The organism is Saccharibacillus alkalitolerans, assembly GCF_011090185.1.
In the GTDB taxonomy this organism is placed as follows: Bacteria; Bacillota; Bacilli; order Paenibacillales; family Paenibacillaceae; genus Saccharibacillus; species Saccharibacillus alkalitolerans.
The window spans coordinates 568,612-583,879 of sequence record NZ_JAAFGS010000004.1; the positions used below are offsets into that span (position 1 = coordinate 568,612).

Annotated in this window: 14 protein-coding genes; 4 read left to right on the forward strand and 10 right to left on the reverse strand. The window is 60.1% G+C overall.

Annotated elements, in window-relative coordinates; genetic code table 11:
• Positions 1–96: 96 nt before the first annotated feature.
• Genes nadB through nadA form a run of 3 tightly spaced genes read left to right on the forward strand, consistent with a single transcriptional unit; the run spans position 97 to position 3,650 of the window.
• The gene (nadB, locus tag GYN08_RS14355) at positions 97–1,692 is read left to right on the forward strand and encodes an L-aspartate oxidase (protein WP_166275338.1); all 1,596 of its coding nucleotides are present in this window, start codon (positions 97–99) and stop codon (positions 1,690–1,692) included.
• Complete coding sequence (nadC, locus tag GYN08_RS14360; protein ID WP_166275340.1) at positions 1,674–2,534, forward strand: carboxylating nicotinate-nucleotide diphosphorylase; 861 nt, start codon at positions 1,674–1,676, stop codon at positions 2,532–2,534. Before nadB ends, nadC begins: the two co-directional genes overlap by 19 nt.
• A gap of 9 nt (positions 2,535–2,543) precedes the next feature.
• The gene (nadA, locus tag GYN08_RS14365) at positions 2,544–3,650 is read left to right on the forward strand and encodes a quinolinate synthase NadA (protein WP_166275342.1); all 1,107 of its coding nucleotides are present in this window, start codon (positions 2,544–2,546) and stop codon (positions 3,648–3,650) included.
• A 12-nt stretch (positions 3,651–3,662) separates the two neighbouring features.
• On the opposite strand, the gene GYN08_RS14370 is transcribed toward nadA, so the two are convergent.
• The 10 genes from GYN08_RS14370 to GYN08_RS14415 all read right to left on the reverse strand — a co-directional run bounded on the left by GYN08_RS14370 (position 3,663) and on the right by GYN08_RS14415 (position 13,004).
• On the reverse strand, positions 3,663–4,547 hold the full coding sequence (locus GYN08_RS14370) for a M15 family metallopeptidase (RefSeq protein WP_206023750.1): 885 nt from the start codon (positions 4,545–4,547) through the stop codon (positions 3,663–3,665).
• Positions 4,548–4,685: 138 nt separating this feature from the next.
• Positions 4,686–6,170 (reverse strand): M56 family metallopeptidase, encoded by a 1,485-nt coding sequence (locus GYN08_RS14375; protein WP_206023751.1) that lies wholly within the window; start codon positions 6,168–6,170, stop codon positions 4,686–4,688.
• On the reverse strand, positions 6,163–6,525 hold the full coding sequence (locus tag GYN08_RS14380) for a BlaI/MecI/CopY family transcriptional regulator (protein ID WP_166275639.1): 363 nt from the start codon (positions 6,523–6,525) through the stop codon (positions 6,163–6,165). The genes GYN08_RS14375 and GYN08_RS14380 overlap by 8 nt, the downstream gene beginning before the upstream one ends.
• A gap of 205 nt (positions 6,526–6,730) precedes the next feature.
• Positions 6,731–7,840 carry a sensor histidine kinase gene (locus GYN08_RS14385; RefSeq protein ID WP_166275344.1) on the reverse strand — a complete coding sequence of 370 codons (1,110 nt, stop codon included), beginning with the start codon at positions 7,838–7,840 and terminating at the stop codon, positions 6,731–6,733.
• Positions 7,833–8,525: a response regulator transcription factor gene (locus GYN08_RS14390; RefSeq protein WP_166275346.1), complete on the reverse strand. Its 693-nt coding sequence runs from the start codon at positions 8,523–8,525 to the stop codon at positions 7,833–7,835. Before GYN08_RS14390 ends, GYN08_RS14385 begins: the two co-directional genes overlap by 8 nt.
• 369 nt (positions 8,526–8,894) lie before the next feature.
• The gene (gene thiO / locus GYN08_RS14395; protein ID WP_166275348.1) at positions 8,895–10,037 is read right to left on the reverse strand and encodes a glycine oxidase ThiO; all 1,143 of its coding nucleotides are present in this window, start codon (positions 10,035–10,037) and stop codon (positions 8,895–8,897) included.
• A 90-nt stretch (positions 10,038–10,127) separates the two neighbouring features.
• Positions 10,128–11,024 (reverse strand): thiazole synthase, encoded by an 897-nt coding sequence (locus GYN08_RS14400; RefSeq protein WP_268952880.1) that lies wholly within the window; start codon positions 11,022–11,024, stop codon positions 10,128–10,130.
• A 4-nt stretch (positions 11,025–11,028) separates the two neighbouring features.
• On the reverse strand, positions 11,029–11,229 hold the full coding sequence (thiS, locus tag GYN08_RS14405) for a sulfur carrier protein ThiS (protein ID WP_166275350.1): 201 nt from the start codon (positions 11,227–11,229) through the stop codon (positions 11,029–11,031).
• Between the two features lie 4 nt (positions 11,230–11,233).
• Positions 11,234–11,863, reverse strand: coding sequence for a thiamine phosphate synthase (thiE, locus tag GYN08_RS14410; protein WP_166275352.1), 630 nt, complete (start codon positions 11,861–11,863; stop codon positions 11,234–11,236).
• A 97-nt stretch (positions 11,864–11,960) separates the two neighbouring features.
• The gene (locus GYN08_RS14415; protein ID WP_166275354.1) at positions 11,961–13,004 is read right to left on the reverse strand and encodes a ThiF family adenylyltransferase; all 1,044 of its coding nucleotides are present in this window, start codon (positions 13,002–13,004) and stop codon (positions 11,961–11,963) included.
• Between the two features lie 498 nt (positions 13,005–13,502).
• Here GYN08_RS14415 and GYN08_RS14420 point away from each other — a divergent pair, with 498 nt between their 5' ends.
• Positions 13,503–15,206, forward strand: a complete 1,704-nt coding sequence (locus tag GYN08_RS14420) for a methyl-accepting chemotaxis protein (protein ID WP_328802949.1) — start codon at positions 13,503–13,505, stop codon at positions 15,204–15,206.
• The last annotated feature ends 62 nt before the right edge of the window (positions 15,207–15,268 follow it).

Consider the following 15,268-nt stretch of genomic DNA (forward strand, 5'->3'; position numbering starts at 1 on the left):
TTTAGTTTATGTTTGTGTAAATATAGGTGTCAAGACACCTGTAATTTATCATGTAAATAAATGGGATAAACAAACAAGGAAGAGAGTGGATTCATCTTGTCCAAGCCATCCGTATTGATTATCGGAGCCGGAGCGGCAGCCCTCTCGCTGATCGCTTCCTTGCCGGGCGGCTGCCGCGGGCGGCTCCTGACCAAAGCCTCCGTCCGAAGCGGCAATTCCATGTATGCGCAGGGCGGGATCGCCGCCGTCCGCCTGCCCGAAGATTCCGTGGATTCGCACGTTCGGGATACGCTGACGGCAGGAGACGGCCATAACGATCCCGCTCTCGTCCAAGATCTTCTTGCGGAAGGCAGCGCACTCGTCAACCGGCTGGCCCGGGACGGATTCCCGTTCGACCGGGACGCGCGGAACCGCATTCGGCTCGGCCTGGAAGGCGCCCATTCGTTCCATCGCATCTTTCACGCGGGCGGAGATGCCACGGGCCGCGTGCTGATGGAATACTTGCTCGACCGGACTTCGGGACGCGCTTCGATTCTGGAGCATACGACCGTATTGAAGCTGATTGTGGAAGAAGGCCGCTGCGCCGGCGCGCTGGCTCTGCACGAAGGCAGGCTGACCGAGTTCCGGGCGGACGCGGTCGTCATCGCGAGCGGCGGCTGCGGAAGCCTGTATGCCCGCTACACCGGGGATTCCGGCATCACGGGAGACGGCCTGATGCTCGCTTACGAAGCGGGAGCCGAATTGTGCGATCTGGAATTCATGCAGTTTCATCCGACCGTGTTGGTGAAAAACGGCACAACCTACGGATTGATCTCCGAAGCGGTGCGGGGAGAAGGCGGGGTGCTGCGGGACGAAGAAGGCCGCGCCGTCATGGAAGGCCGGCATCCTCTGGGCGATCTGGCCCCGCGGGACGTCGTCGCCAGAGCGATTCACGCGGAGATGCAAAACGGCCGTGACATCCATCTGGACATCAGCGGCTGCGAGCGCTTCGGCGAGCGGTTCCCGACCATCACCGGCATTCTGGAACGGGCGGGCATCGACATCGAAGCCGGCAGGATTCCCGTCGCTCCCGGCATGCATTTCATGATGGGCGGAATCAAGGTCGACGGCTCGGGAAGCACCTGCGTTCCCGGACTGTACGCGATCGGAGAGGCCGCCTGCACCGGCCTGCACGGCGCCAACCGGCTGGCCAGCAATTCGCTGCTCGAAGCTCTCGTACTGGGCGAGAGAGCGGCGCGGCACAGCTTCGGCTATGCGGCGCGCCGGCACTCGGAACGGACGGAGCCGAAGTTCTCCCGTCTCCCGCCCGCCGAAAACCTCGGCGCGCTCGAAGTTCCGCTGGCGGAGCCGGCCGAGCTTCAGCGGCAGATGAGCCTGCATGCTTCGATCGTCCGTCATGACGCAGGACTGCGCCAATTGGAACAATGGCTGCGGAATCTGCCGACTGAGTCTGTTCCGCTATCCGATCTGACCCGTGAAAAAGCGGAGCTGGCCCGTCTCTGGCAGCTTGCGCGCCTTGTCGTCCGTTCCGCCCTGCTGCGTACGGAGAGCCGCGGAGCGCACTATCGCGCGGATTACCCGGCGCGGCTCGATTCCGAGTGGTCGGGCCGGACCGTTACCCATACGAAGGCGGCGGCAGCCCCCATTTTAGCCAAAGAAAGGACCACCAGCGAATGCAGCGTATCCCTTTAAGAAAAATGTTGGAACACTTTTATATGGAAGATATCGGAAGCGGGGATCTCAGCGCGCAGCTGATCTCGGATTCCGGTCCGCAGCAGGCCGTCATCCATGCCAAGCAGCACGGCATTGTGGCCGGCGTCGAAGTGATTCGCGAAGCGTTTGCCCTGCTGGATGCGGACATTGACGTCTCCCTGCTGAAAAAAGACGGGGACCCCGTCGTCCGGGGCGAAAATATCGCCGTGCTGACGGGGAATCCGTCCACCCTGCTGACGGGAGAAAGGGTCGCGCTGAATCTGCTGCAGCGCATGTCCGGGATCGCCACGGCGACCCGCCGGGCGGTCGAGGCGCTGAACGATCCGTCGATCCGCATCTGCGACACCCGCAAGACGACGCCCGGTCTGCGCATGCTGGAAAAATACGCGGTCACGGCGGGCGGCGGATACAATCACCGCTTCGGGCTGTACGACGGCATCATGATCAAGGACAATCATATCGCGGCGGAAGGCTCCATTACGGCCGCCGTCGCCAAAGCCCGGGCGTACAGCGGTCACATGGTCAAGATCGAGGTCGAGATCGAAGACGAAGAGCAGCTGCAGGAAGCGATCGCCGCGGGCGCGGACATCATTATGTTCGACAACTGCGGTCCCGATACGGTCAGACGATTCGCGCAGATGACCCCGCCGCACATCGTCACGGAAGCTTCGGGCGGAATCGATATGCGCACGCTGCCGGCGTATGCGGGCACGGGCGTCCATTACATCTCGCTCGGGTTTTTGACCCATTCGGTGACCAGTCTCGACATCAGCATGGATATCGTTCCCGGCTCCGAACGCGGGCCGGAATCGGAAAGGTAGGAGAATCGCATGTCCATATTCAATGAAATCATGCCCCAATATCAATTGATGCCCGATGCGTACCGGGAGCTTCCGGTCGCGGAGATGGAACGCCGGGTTACGGAGATTAAAAAGAAGTACGGCGACGAACTGCTTATCCCGGGGCACCATTATCAGCGCGACGAAGTCATTCAATTCGCCGACGTGACCGGAGACTCGCTGGAGCTGGCGCGCCTGGCCGCCCAGAACACCAGAGCGCGCCATATCGTGTTCTGCGGCGTGCATTTCATGGCCGAGACCTGCGATATCCTGACGCAGCCGGACCAGACCGTCATCCTGCCCGATATGCGGGCGGGGTGCTCGATGGCGGATATGGCCGACATGGCCCAGACCGAAATCGCCTGGCGCCTGCTGACCGAACAGGTCGGCGATACGATCCTGCCGCTGACCTACGTCAATTCCACGGCCGAGATCAAAGCGTTCGTCGGACGCCGCGGCGGCGCCACCGTCACGTCGTCCAACGCCCGTCAGGTCATATCCTGGGCCTTGAAGCAGAAGAAACGGATCTTGTTCCTGCCCGATCAGCATCTGGGTCGCAACACGGCCTATCAGCTCGGCATTCCGCTGGACGAGATGGCGGTATGGGACCCTTACGCGCAGCGGCTGCTGACCGACCGAGATCCTGAAGAAATCCGGATCATCCTGTGGAAAGGCCACTGCTCGGTACACGAAAAGTTCACGACCGCGCAGATCGAAGAAACGAAGCGGCGGGACCCGGAAGTTCGCGTCATCGTGCATCCCGAGTGCACGCATGACGTCGTGACGGCCGCGGACGACGCCGGTTCCACCAAATATATCATCGACCGGATCAACGAAGCGCCGGCCGGCAGCAAATGGTCGGTCGGAACGGAGATGAACCTGGTCCGCCGCCTGGCGGCCCGGCATCCGGAGCAGCAGATCGTCTCGCTCAATCCGGATCTGTGCCCGTGCCTCACCATGAACCGGATCGACCTGCCGCATCTGCTCTGGTCGCTGGAATGCATCGACCGCGGCGAGCCGACCGGCATCATCAAAGTCCCCGCTCCTATCGCCGAAGACGCCAAAGACGCCCTCGATCGCATGTTCGAGCACGTCTGATTTCAAATGTTTTTACGGATACACCGTCAGGATCAGACCGCCGCGATTGTCGCCCGAGAGGGCGTAATCGCGGTTTTTCGGTACCCGGAGTTCGGACAGGTCGTCCGGTCCGTAGTAGCAGACCTCGTACTTCGAGCCTCCGATCGTGGTCGAGATCGCCTTTTTCTGCTGCAGCAAATCCAGATACTCTTCCAGCACCAGCTCGTTTTTCTGCATCAGTACGCTGTGGGGCAGTCCGACGTAGCGAAAATGCCACGGCTCGAAAGAAATGCCGGTCACGTCCGTCTTGTCGGCCGGATAGCGCAGCACGAAGCCGTATCTCGCCGCGTTGCGCTCCAGCCATTTCCCTTCGTCCGCCTCGCCCATCTGCCCTTCCGTCGATCCGATATCGAGCGCCAGTCCCAGATGATGTTCGCTGTACCCGGCCGGCAGGGCGTAGTCCGCTCCTTTTTCCTTATACAGCCGGCTCTGCTCCAGCTTGTCCCGGTACCCGCTGCTGATCAGAAAATGCGACACGCCGTCTTCCGCCGCCGCGTCCAGCATGACGACGAACTTCAGCGCGACCCGGCGCGACAGGCGGATGCCGCTGTCCATCAGCGAGGCACGGCCTGTCAGCTCGGGATGTCCGTACAGCTCCGTGACGTCGGGCTGCGTGCCTTCCGCCCGAACCGGATGATCGCCGTTCACGAGCAGCAGGTCGCCCTCGTACGGCCGATTTTCCTCCGGCTTGAGCTTCTCGCCGCTGCTGCGCAGCGCGATCTCCTGAATCAGGCCGTCCGCCGATTCGTAATGATCGCCCAGTACTCCCCGCTGATCCAGAAGCTTAAAGACCGCCAAGACAAGCAGAAGCGCGACGATCCCTGTTATGACTCCCCATCTTTTTATTCCTTTTTTCATTCCGATCTTCCTTCCCGTCGCTCTCTTCCCCAAGTATAGAAGAAGTCGGTTAAGAAAAAGCGAGGCAAAGTTAAAATTTTTCTTAAATATGGAAACGGCGATCCTTACAAAGCTGGCGATATTCCCCGCTTCTCCAGTTTAGAAAGAATCAACTTCCGTCTTCTCCAAGCGGTCGATCAATGTCTTGAGTCCCTCTTCGGTTTCGGCATATCGGCGCACATCCTGTCCAAGCCGCTTCTCCGCTTCTTCCCGTGTAACGACCAGGTCAAGCTTTTGTTCGCCGGAGGGGTCGTCGGAGTCGGGCAGCGAATACGTAATCCGGTCCACATTGTCGATCAGGCTCAGCAGCAGAACCGAATTGCGGTAGGCCTGCACCCGCTCCGCCTGCTCCGAACGTTCCTCCGTGTCTCCCGTCTCTGCGGAATCGTCCAGGCTATAGCGGGCAATAATCCCATATGGACGGTCTGTCGTTTCAAGCCGCATCCCTGCCCACTGGAGTCCGGCAGGCTGGGGCAGCTGCCCCAGCAGATTGCCTACTTTTGAAAAGTTTCCGACATACAGGGTTTTACCTTCCCGCAGCGATTCAACCTCGTAGCCCAAGTAAGTTCTCTGAGCTTGAAGGACTGCGGAAGGCGGCGCAGGATCGGCTGTACAGCCTACAATCAGCAGCACGATCGCCGGAACGAACAGAATCGGCATCCGGGCAGAAGGGCGGCGGTAGGCCAAGACGCGCTTAATCCGCGACTTGACGTCATTTTCGCCAAAAAATAGCGGACTGCCCGGCAGCTGGCTGTCTTTCCCTTCGGAAATCGACAGCAGGCACGACGCATACCGCTTCTTCGCTCCGGCCCCCATTTTCCGAAGTACGCTTTCGTCGCAGGACATCTCCATATCTCTGCTCATCAGACGATAACTCAGCCACATGAGCGGATTAAACCAATGAAGAGTCAGCAGCAGAAAAGCAAACGGTTTGATCCAATGATCGCCGCGCGAAATATGTTTGCGCTCATGTTCCAGAATGCCGGGCAGTTGGTCCGGGTCCATGCCGGAAGGCAGGTAGATGCTCGGCTTCAGAAAGCCGCAGACGAAAGGCGTATCGATCCGGTCGCTTTCGTATACGCGTCCGTATCCCGTGATCCTCACCTTGGTCGCTGTACGAATTCGTATCCGAAGACGGATATAAGAGATCAAGCTGTAGAGCAGCAGCGCGGCCGCGACGAACAGCCAAATCCAGACTGCCTTGGCCGGCTGAAACTGCCAACGAACCAATTGGTCCAGCATGCCGGCAGCCGGCAAATTCGACTCGCGGATCAGCGTCCCGACTTTTTCTGTACCGACGGAGATCAGATCGACTTTCTCCACCGCCGTAAATTTAGGCAGCGTACCTATGTAGCCAGCGGCCGATGCGGCATCGGTATCGGCGAGACGAAGCAGGCTCAATTCCGAAGTGAAGCTGACAGGAAGCATCAAACGGACCGCCACCGCCAACCACAATGCGTAAGAATAAGCTTTGGGTGCCTTTAACAGCAGCAGTCTTACGAGAATGACCAAGGCCGCAATATAACTGGCTGTGACACTCATATTCACAATTTTGAGGAACAGGCCGGTGATCAGGTCACTCATCGGTCGCCTCCTCGATAATCCGCTTCAGCTCCTGCGCCTCGGCTGCGGATATTTTCTTGCCGCCCAGAAAAGCGGTCATGAACTGCGGCAAAGAACCGCCGAACGTTCGATCCACGACCGCCCGGCTTTCGTGCCGCTGCGCTTCTTCTTTTTTGACGATTGCCGTAACCTCAGCCTCTTCGTTGCGCAAAATCCCCCTCTCGCACAGCTTGCGCAGCACCGTGTAGGTCGTCGACTTTTTCCAGCCCAGTTCTTCTTGACTGATTCTGACAAGTTCCGTCGAATTGATCGGTTCGTTATCCCATACCAGACTGGCAAACTTGTACTCGGCATCGAACAGCTTGTACGTTTCCATCGGACTCTTCCCACTTTCCCCGTTCATTTTCGGATTCTCTCCACTGTCGAACTTCTACAAATTTCGAACTTCCTGAATTTCGAATTGCGCAAAAAGGTTTATCGAAGTAAACCTAATGCTAAGAAGTTTATCCGAGTAAACCTCTATTGTCAAACCCCTCTTCGCCATCCGTTCTTTCCCGTGCCATCCATACAAAAAGCCGAACCTATCCCTGATCGATAGGTCCGGCCTGCGGCAGACGCACTTCAAACTCTGTCCGAATCGCGTCGCTTTGCACGGATATACGGCCTTGATGGCGTTCCACGATATTTTTGGCGATAAACAGCCCCAACCCCGTGCTTCCGCTCTGCTGCGTACGCGCACGATCACCGGTATAGAACATCTCGAACAGATGCGGCTGCTCCTCGGGCGGGATAAAGTCTCCGTAATTGGTCACGGATACGATTGCTTCCCCATTTTCGGCCCGGCAGGCGATATCGACATACCGGCCGTCCCGTCCGTAGCGGGCCGCGTTGGTCAGCAAATTCTCGAATACGCGGGCCAGCAGCTCGCCGTCGCCCTGAATCTGCACCTCCGGCTCGACATCCGTGCGGGTGATCAGGAGACTTTTTTCAAATACCGGATACATCTCCTCATTCATCTGTACCAGCAGCTCGCTCAGATCCAACGGCTGCGTATCGATCGTCAGCATGCCGTAATTCATTCGCGTGATCTCGAACAGCTCGTCGATCAGCCGCTCCAACCGCCGGGATTTGGTGAATGCAATCGTTACATAATGCTTAACCTGCTCTTCCGTCAGTTCTTCGCTGCGCAGAATGAAGTCCAGGTAACCGAGCACGGAAGTCAGCGGAGTTCGCAGATCATGGGCGAGATTCAGCACAAGCTGGTCTTTGCTGCTCTCCGCAAAGTCGCCGCGCTTCACCGCCATTTTCAACTGTTCGCCGGCCGCGTTCATATCCGCTGCGATGCTGCCGAACTCATCGTTGGAATGGATCTCCACGCGCCCCTCGAAATCGCCGCTCGCCAGCCGGTTGATGCCGATCGAAATTTCGCGGAAATAGCGGGAATACGGCTTGGTGAGCCAGAAAAAGAACAGGATCGCCAGCGGCACGAAAAAGATCAGGAAAAAGTTCAGGTCGCCGAAGTCGCGGATCAGCCTGCGGAATTGGGCCAGCGGGTCGCCGACTTTCGCGTTTTCCACATAGTAGATCTGCAGCGCCTTGTAGATCGCGTACGTGACGCCGCCGGACAGCAGCATGCTGAGCCCCAGCAGCAGAATCATGCGGAAACGGAAGCTGCTTGTCAATCTAGCCATTGAACGCGTACCCGACGCCCCAGACCGTTTTGATCCATTTGTTTTTCTCGGCGTCCTCTCCGAGTTTGCGGCGCAGCGTGCGGATATGCACCATGACCGTATTGCCGCTCTCGTAATAATCGTCGCCCCACACATGCCGGAAAATGTTCTCCGCGCTGAACACCTTTTTCGGGTGGCCGGCGAGCAGGTATAAAATATCGAATTCCTTCGGCGTCAGTTCGACGACCTTTCCGTACACTTTTACTTCGCGCTGCTCCGGGTCGATCGTCAGCCCGCCCGCTTCCAGCACGGAACTCCGCTTCTCCGGCACGTTGAGCTGGGTGGACCGGCGCAGCTGCGCGTTGACCCGGGCGACCAGCTCCATCGGGTTGAACGGCTTGGTCATATAATCGTCGGCGCCGATCACGAGCCCCGTGATTTTGTCCAGGTCGGACGTTTTCGCGCTGAGAAAAATGATCGGCATCCGATACTGCTCGCGGATCTGCCGCGTGACTTCGTATCCGTCCAGTTTCGGCATCATGATGTCCAAAATCACCAAGTCGACGGGCTGCGACTGAACGAGCCGTATCGCTTCCCGGCCGTCCGTTGCCGTCAGCGTCCGATAACCTTCCTTCTCCAGATGCAGCGCGACCAGATCGGCAATCTCCCGCTCGTCGTCCGCGATCAGAATCGTGGCGTCTTTCATTTATGCATTCGCTCCTTAGGCAAAATCATTCGGGCGGACCGCTTCGAAAAGACGGCAGTCCCCCCTCGACTTATAGACGTGCGATTATAGAAAAAATTGCGCCTTCCGCTTCTCGGGCGGTCGGCGCTTCTATTTTACGCCCAAAGCGAAGAAGCGGGAAGGGCGGCCGAGCTGCATTTCGGCTTCCCCCGCCCGAATCGGCACGCAAAAAGGCCCGGCGGAAGGTTAAATCCGCCGGGCCTAAGCGTCCGGGCCTCGAAGAGCCGGACGCAGCTGCGATTGCGGACGCGAAATCCGCCGATCGTTATCCGCGGCGGATTCCGGTCGCCGCCGCGGCGCGGCTCTTCCGCCGCAGCTTCCGCCTTCCGCTTACCGAAGGCCGGCGGCAGCCGCCCCGAACCGATCCGGCCGAAACGCCCGCTGCCACGGCTGCGGCGGCCGGCCTTCCGCGCAGTCCGCCACCAGCTTCGCGGTGACGGGACTGAGCAGAATGCCGTTGCGGTAATGTCCCGCCGCGAAAATCACGCGCTCCGCGCGTTCCAGCCGCCCCAACAGAGGGCGGCCGTCGAGCGTCGCCGGGCGCAGCCCCGCCCAGCGGTGGAACGGCTCCGCCGTCTCCAGCGCGGGCAGCACCCGCTTGTTCCAGCGCAGCAGGCGCGCGATGCCGCGCTCCGTGACGCTCGTGTCGAAGCCCGCGACGTCCTCGGACGCGCCGCAGACGAGAGTCCCGTTCGCTTTCTGCACCAGATAGCCCTGGCTGCAGAAAATCATGTGCCGGACCGCCGCCCGGCCCTCTTCCCATTCGTACGCGCAGATCTGCCCGCGGATCGGCTGCACGGGCAGGCGAAGCCCGAACCGGCCGGACCAGGCGCCGGCCCAGGCTCCCGTGCAGACGACCAGCCGGTCCGCACGGAAAGCTTCGCCGCCGCTCTCCGGAGCGCGCACTTCGGCGCGCCGCTCCCACTCCGTCGGCTCGAGCGCGCCCAGCCGCTCGCGAATGACGACGCCGGCCTTCAAGCAGGCCGCCTGCAGCGCTTCGACGAAGTCCGGCGCGTAAATATGGCTCTCCTCCGGCGTCCTGAGCGCCGCCACGACCGAGGGCGACAGCCCCGGCTCCGCCGCCCGCAGCGCTTCGCCGCGCAGGATCACGCCGCTCGAACCGTGGCGGCGCTGCCAGCCCAGGCGGCTTTCCAGCGCCAGCAGATCCGCTTCGTGATAAGCGGCGTACAGGCTGCCGCATTCCGTATACTCGAAATCCATGCCCGACAGCTTCCGCACGAGCCGCTGCCAGCCCGGGTACAGCTCCAGACTTTCCCGGCACAGCATGAAGAATTCGTCCGGCGACTCCGGATTTTCCGAGTACGGAGCCAACATGCCGGCGGCCGCGCCGGAAGCCTGTCCGCCGCAGTCCTTCGCCTCCAGCAGCGTGACGTCCGCGCCGCGCAGACGCAGTTCCAGCGCGCACGACAGCCCTACGATGCCTCCTCCCAGCACGATAAAGGAATCGTTCATCCGATCATTCTCCCCTTTCGCGGGCGCGGCGACGTACGGACGTCCGGGCGAAAACGCTCGCCCGGGCCTTCCGCCGCCGCTCGTTCCCCGTCATTCGACGATCAGCGACTGAAAGCCGCTGCTGGCCGACGCGTAACGCTTTTTCGGCATCCGCCCCGACAGATAAGCGAGCCGTCCGCCTTCGATCGCCAGCTTCATCGCCAGCGCCATCCGGGCGGGGTCCTGCGCTTTGGCGACCGGCGTATTCATCAAGATGGCGGCCGCGCCGAGTTCCATCGCCAGCGCCGCGTCGCTCGCCGTGCCGAGGCCCGCGTCGACGATGACCGGCACGTTCGCTTCTTCGGCGATCAGCCCGATGTTGTACGGGTTCAAAATGCCGAGTCCCGTTCCGATCGGCGCGCCCCCCGGCATGATCGCCGCCGCGCCCGCTTCTTCCAGCCTGCGGCAGATCACGGGATCGTCCGACGTGTACGGCAGCACCGTAAAGCCTTCTTTGACCAAAATCTCGGTCGCCCGCAGCGTCTCGATCGGGTCGGGCAGCAGCGTCCGCTCGTCCGCGCTGATCTCTACCTTAATCCAGTCGCTCAGCCCCGAAGCGCGCGCCAGTCTGGCGATGCGTACCGCCTCTTCCGCCGTCCGCGATCCCGACGTATTGGGCAGATATTGAAACGCTCCCGGTTCCAGATGCTGCAAGATGGAATCGTCCTCCGCCGATTCCAAATCCACCCGCCGAATCGCGAACGTCAGCACTTCCGCTCCGGAAACCCGGATCGCCTCGTTCTGGACGAACGGATTGGGAAACAATCCCGTCCCCAGGAAAAAGCGCGACGTCATCTCCAGATCCCCGATGCGCCACGTATCGCCGGCCCCCTCCGAAATGCCGCTTCCCGGCTCGAAACTTCCGCCGACGTCCGCCGCTTGACCGGCCGATTCCGTACGTCCTGCCTCTTCGCTTCTCATCGCTCCCGACCGTTGTTCTCCGTTCATCGCTTCAGCCTCCTCCCACAAAATGAACCAGCTCGATCCGCATTCCGTCTCTTACTTCCGCCGAAGCCCATTCCTCCTGGACCAGCACCTCGCCGTCCACCTCGGCCACGACCGGGCGGCCCGCAAGGCCCAGCCGTTCCACGACGTCCGCTACGCTGGCCGCTTCCAGTTCCCTTCGGATTCCGTTGACGATCAGGTTCACCATGCGCTTATGCCCGCCCTTTCCGTTCCAGTCTGTCGATAAAGGCCCGGCAGGCGCCGGCCGGATCTTCGCTGCCCACGATCTCGCTGATCGCGCATACCCGCGACGCGCCGGCTTCGATCACTTCGTCCACATTGCCGAGTTTGATGCCTCCGATCGCCACGAACGGAATGTCGATCCGCTTGGAGACTTCGCGGATATAATCCAATCCGACCGGAGCGACGGCATCCGTCTTCGTCTGCGTCGCGTAAACGGGACCGGCGCCGATGTAATCGGCTCCCTGCTCCTGCGCCAGCAGCGCTTCTTCGATGGCGTGCGTCGAGATGCCGATAATTTTGTTCCCCACCATGCGCCGCGCTTCCTCGAGCGGCAGATCGCCTTGGCCGAGATGGATGCCGTCGGCGTCGACCTCCAGCGCCAGTTCGATATCGTCGTTCACGATAAACGGAATGCCGTATTTACGCGTCAGTTCGCGCAGCTCCTTCGCCTTGCGCAGACGGTCTTCCCGTCCGCCGGTTTTATCCCGGTACTGCAAAATGTCCGCTCCTCCGAGAATCGCCTGTTCCATAACTTCGACAAGCCCGCGCCCCGGATGAAAGTTTTCTCCCGTGATCGCATATAATCTAAAATCGCGCATCCTTTTCGTCCTCCCTGATTTCGGCCTGCTGCAGCATTTGCCGCGCCGCGTTCTGGCATTCCTGCCTTCTTTCTCCTTCTTCCGTCGGCCGTTCGTCTTAGTTTCCGATATAGCGGGCGTAGATCGTCCTCGCCCGCGCCGGATCGTCCGTCCCCTGCACCAGCACCCGTCCGTCTTCGAACAGCACGAGCCGTTCGCCTCCCGGCATTTCGGCGCGGATGAGGTAAGGATTGGCCTTCAAGCTGCGCGCCGCCGGCTCCAGCCTCTGCCGCCAGACTTCCAGATCGAACGGCGCGTGCCCGGCGATCTGCACCGACTCCCGCCCGCACAGCGAGAGCGCCGTTTCTTCCTCGCGCCGCAGCGCCGGATAATGCTTCAGTCCGCAGCACGGGCAGTCCGGCCGCGGCGCGACCGGTTTCAGCTCATGGTGACGGTTATGCCAGACGTCGAGCGACAGCAGCGTTTTTCGCCTCGAAGCATCGTCGCCGACCAGAAGCTTGAGCGCTTCCGCCGCCTGGTACGACGCGACGATATCGACGATCGGCGAGATAACGCCCACCGTGTCGCATGTCTCCCCGCCGGAATCGGCGGAAGGGATAAAGCAGCGCAGGCACGGCGTCTCGCCGGGCACGAATACGGCGCTCATTCCGCGCGAGCCGACCGCCCCGCCGTACACGAACGGAATGCCCAGGCTGTAACAGGCGTCGTTCAGCAGGAATCGCGTCTGAAAATTGTCGGTACCGTCCAGCACCAGGTCGACGCCTTTCAACAAATCTTCGATATTGCCCGGCGCAACGTCCGCGAACGAAGTCTCCAGCCGTACCGACGAGTTGATTTTTTGCAGCTTTCGCTTTGCCGCTTCCACTTTCGGAAGCGCCAGCGCGGCATCCTCCTCGTCATACAGCATCTGCCGCTGCAGATTGCTGGACTCCACGTAATCCCGGTCCGCCATTCGCACGGTTCCGACTCCGGCGCGCACCATATGATTGGCCAGCACCGTACCGAGCGCTCCCATGCCTACGATACATACGGAGCGCTCGGCCAGCCGCCGCTGTCCGTTTTCGCCGATCGGCGCGAACAGCATCTGCCGGGAATAGCGCTCCCTTTCTTCGCTGCTTCGATTTTCCTCGCAATCCCGCATGCCTTTCCCCTCCCGTTTCAGGTGATGCCGGACGCCGGAACCGGAAAAGGGCGGCGGGAGTCTCGCGCGGCAGCCGAAAACCGCCTCTTCTTCCTCCGCTTTCGTTCCTTTTCCCTCGCGAATATACAAAAAAGCCATTCGAGAATACACGAATGGCTTGAACAATTCGAATGAGGTTCTCTACGCCAGCATTACCTGGATCAGATTAACGGTCCGGAGCACAAGGCTCCCATCTCAGCCGGACTTCATCCAGCACCCGCATTCTATTCGGTTTGATTCTAGGATAGCGAACGGATGAACGTTTGGCAATGGTAGTCCTCCACAAAGAAAAGGAATCGCGCTTTTTTCGAAACGTTTCACCTGAATTCAAGAAGAAGAAAGAACCTTTTTTACCGGTATAAAAGTCCTGTTTGTGACGTTTTTTTGTCATTATCACTCAAAGAACTTCAAAATTTACCGATATAACAAGCACAAGTCTGGATAAGGAGCTATCTAATTGTGCGCAAAAAACTGGAAGTAAAATTCAAATTAGGCACGAAGATAAACTTGATGTTTCTTATTCTCATGATCCTGTTTTCGGTCGTCGTGGGCGCGCTCGTCCGTCAGCAGGTGACGCAGGGCATCAAGGAATTCGCGCTCGAAAAAGCCAAAGGCGACATGGCGCTCGCCTACCGCTATATCGATAACGCTTTTCCGGGAGAATGGAGCGTCGAAGGGGACAAGCTGTACAAAGGTACCGCGCTCATGAACGACAATTTCGATCTGGTCGACGCGATCGGCGCCGATACCGGCGGCACGGTGACGATCTTCCGGGGCGACACCCGGATCGCGACCAATGTCGAGATCGACGGGAAGCGCGCCGTCGGCACGCAGGTATCGGACAAGGTCAAACAGGCGGTAATCGACCGGGGCGAAGCTTACACGGGCGAAGCCAACGTGGCGGGAAATACGTATCAATCCGCTTACATGCCGCTTCGGAACGCCGGCGGCGAAGTCATCGGCATTTTTTACGCGGGAGCGCCGCAGGGCATCATCGATTCCACTCTGTCGAGCTTCTTCAACGTGTTTCTGATCGTGCTGGCCGCCGTGCTGGCCGTCTCGACCGCGGCGGTTCTGCTCTTCACGCGCCGGATCAAAAAACGCCTCGGTTCCATTGCCGCTTCCCTGCACCAAGCCGGCACGGGGGATTTCACGCATCAAGTGACCGATCGCGCGGGCGACGAACTCTCCGGGCTTGCCGACAGCTTTAACGGAATGACGGCCAATTTAAGAAAGACGTTCGACGCCGTCATCGAAACGTCCCATCAGGTCGCGGCTTCTTCCGAAGAGCTGTCGGCCAGCGCCGAACAAACCAGTATCGCCACCGAAACGATCGCGCAGTCCATTCAGGATGTCGCTCACGGAGCGGAACGATCCTCGCATCGTCTGATCGACAGCTCGGCGGCGCTCGAAGAAGTCGTGGGCGGGGTCCGGTCTATTTCCGATAATGCCGAAACGGTGCTCGACGTCAGCGGGCAGGCGATTCGCAAAGCTTCGGAAGGCAACCGCCTGGTCGACGATACGGTGACGCAAATCCACGAAATCGATCGTTCCGTCCGCGAAAGCGGAGAAGTCATTCAACTTCTGGACGGCCGCTCGAAAGAGATCGAAGAAATTTCGCAGTTCATTTCGTCGATCGCGGCGCAGACCAATCTTCTTGCGCTCAATGCGGCAATCGAAGCGGCGCGGGCCGGCGAACACGGAAAAGGCTTCGCGGTCGTGGCCGACGAAGTGCGCAAACTGGCGGAACAATCCCAGCAATCGTCGGCGCAAATCTCGGGTCTGATCCATGAGATTCAGGCCGACATGGAACGCTCCAACCGCTCGATCGACCACGTCGGTACCGAAGTGCAGGCAGGTCTGGAAGCGGTCAAGCGTACGCAGGAAAACTTCAAAGAGATTCTGGGGCTGATGGAAGGCCTGACCGAACGGGTCGACCAAATGTCCGGCGCGACGCGCGAGGTTTCTTCCCGCGTGCGAAACGCATCCTCGAACCTGTCCGGCATTCGCTCGATCGCGGACGAATCCTCCGACCATTCGCAGAGCGTGGCCGCGGCCGCCGAGCAGCAGCTCGCTTCCATGCAGGAAATTTCGTCTTCTTCGGCGGCGCTGTCGCATCTGGCCGATAATCTGCACCGTGCGGTGCGAGGGTTCAAGATCTGACCGGCGGACCGAAAGTCTCTCTTTCTCCCGCGTTCGGAATACGAAAAAGAAGCTGCCGCATT

Excerpts from the sequence above, each read along its gene's own strand:
- nadC (WP_166275340.1), top strand. The coding sequence starts at position 1,674 with ATGCAGCGTATCCCTTTAAGAAAAATGTTGGAACACTTTTATATGGAA.
- nadA (WP_166275342.1), top strand. The coding sequence starts at position 2,544 with ATGTCCATATTCAATGAAATCATGCCCCAATATCAATTGATGCCCGAT.
- GYN08_RS14370 (WP_206023750.1), bottom strand. The coding sequence starts at position 4,547 with ATGAAAAAAGGAATAAAAAGATGGGGAGTCATAACAGGGATCGTCGCG.
- GYN08_RS14375 (WP_206023751.1), bottom strand. The coding sequence starts at position 6,170 with ATGAGTGACCTGATCACCGGCCTGTTCCTCAAAATTGTGAATATGAGT.
- GYN08_RS14380 (WP_166275639.1), bottom strand. The coding sequence starts at position 6,525 with ATGGAAACGTACAAGCTGTTCGATGCCGAGTACAAGTTTGCCAGTCTG.
- GYN08_RS14385 (WP_166275344.1), bottom strand. The coding sequence starts at position 7,840 with ATGGCTAGATTGACAAGCAGCTTCCGTTTCCGCATGATTCTGCTGCTG.
- GYN08_RS14390 (WP_166275346.1), bottom strand. The coding sequence starts at position 8,525 with ATGAAAGACGCCACGATTCTGATCGCGGACGACGAGCGGGAGATTGCC.
- thiO (WP_166275348.1), bottom strand. The coding sequence starts at position 10,037 with ATGAACGATTCCTTTATCGTGCTGGGAGGAGGCATCGTAGGGCTGTCG.
- GYN08_RS14400 (WP_268952880.1), bottom strand. The coding sequence starts at position 11,024 with ATGAACGGAGAACAACGGTCGGGAGCGATGAGAAGCGAAGAGGCAGGA.
- thiS (WP_166275350.1), bottom strand. The coding sequence starts at position 11,229 with ATGGTGAACCTGATCGTCAACGGAATCCGAAGGGAACTGGAAGCGGCC.
- thiE (WP_166275352.1), bottom strand. The coding sequence starts at position 11,863 with ATGCGCGATTTTAGATTATATGCGATCACGGGAGAAAACTTTCATCCG.
- GYN08_RS14415 (WP_166275354.1), bottom strand. The coding sequence starts at position 13,004 with ATGCGGGATTGCGAGGAAAATCGAAGCAGCGAAGAAAGGGAGCGCTAT.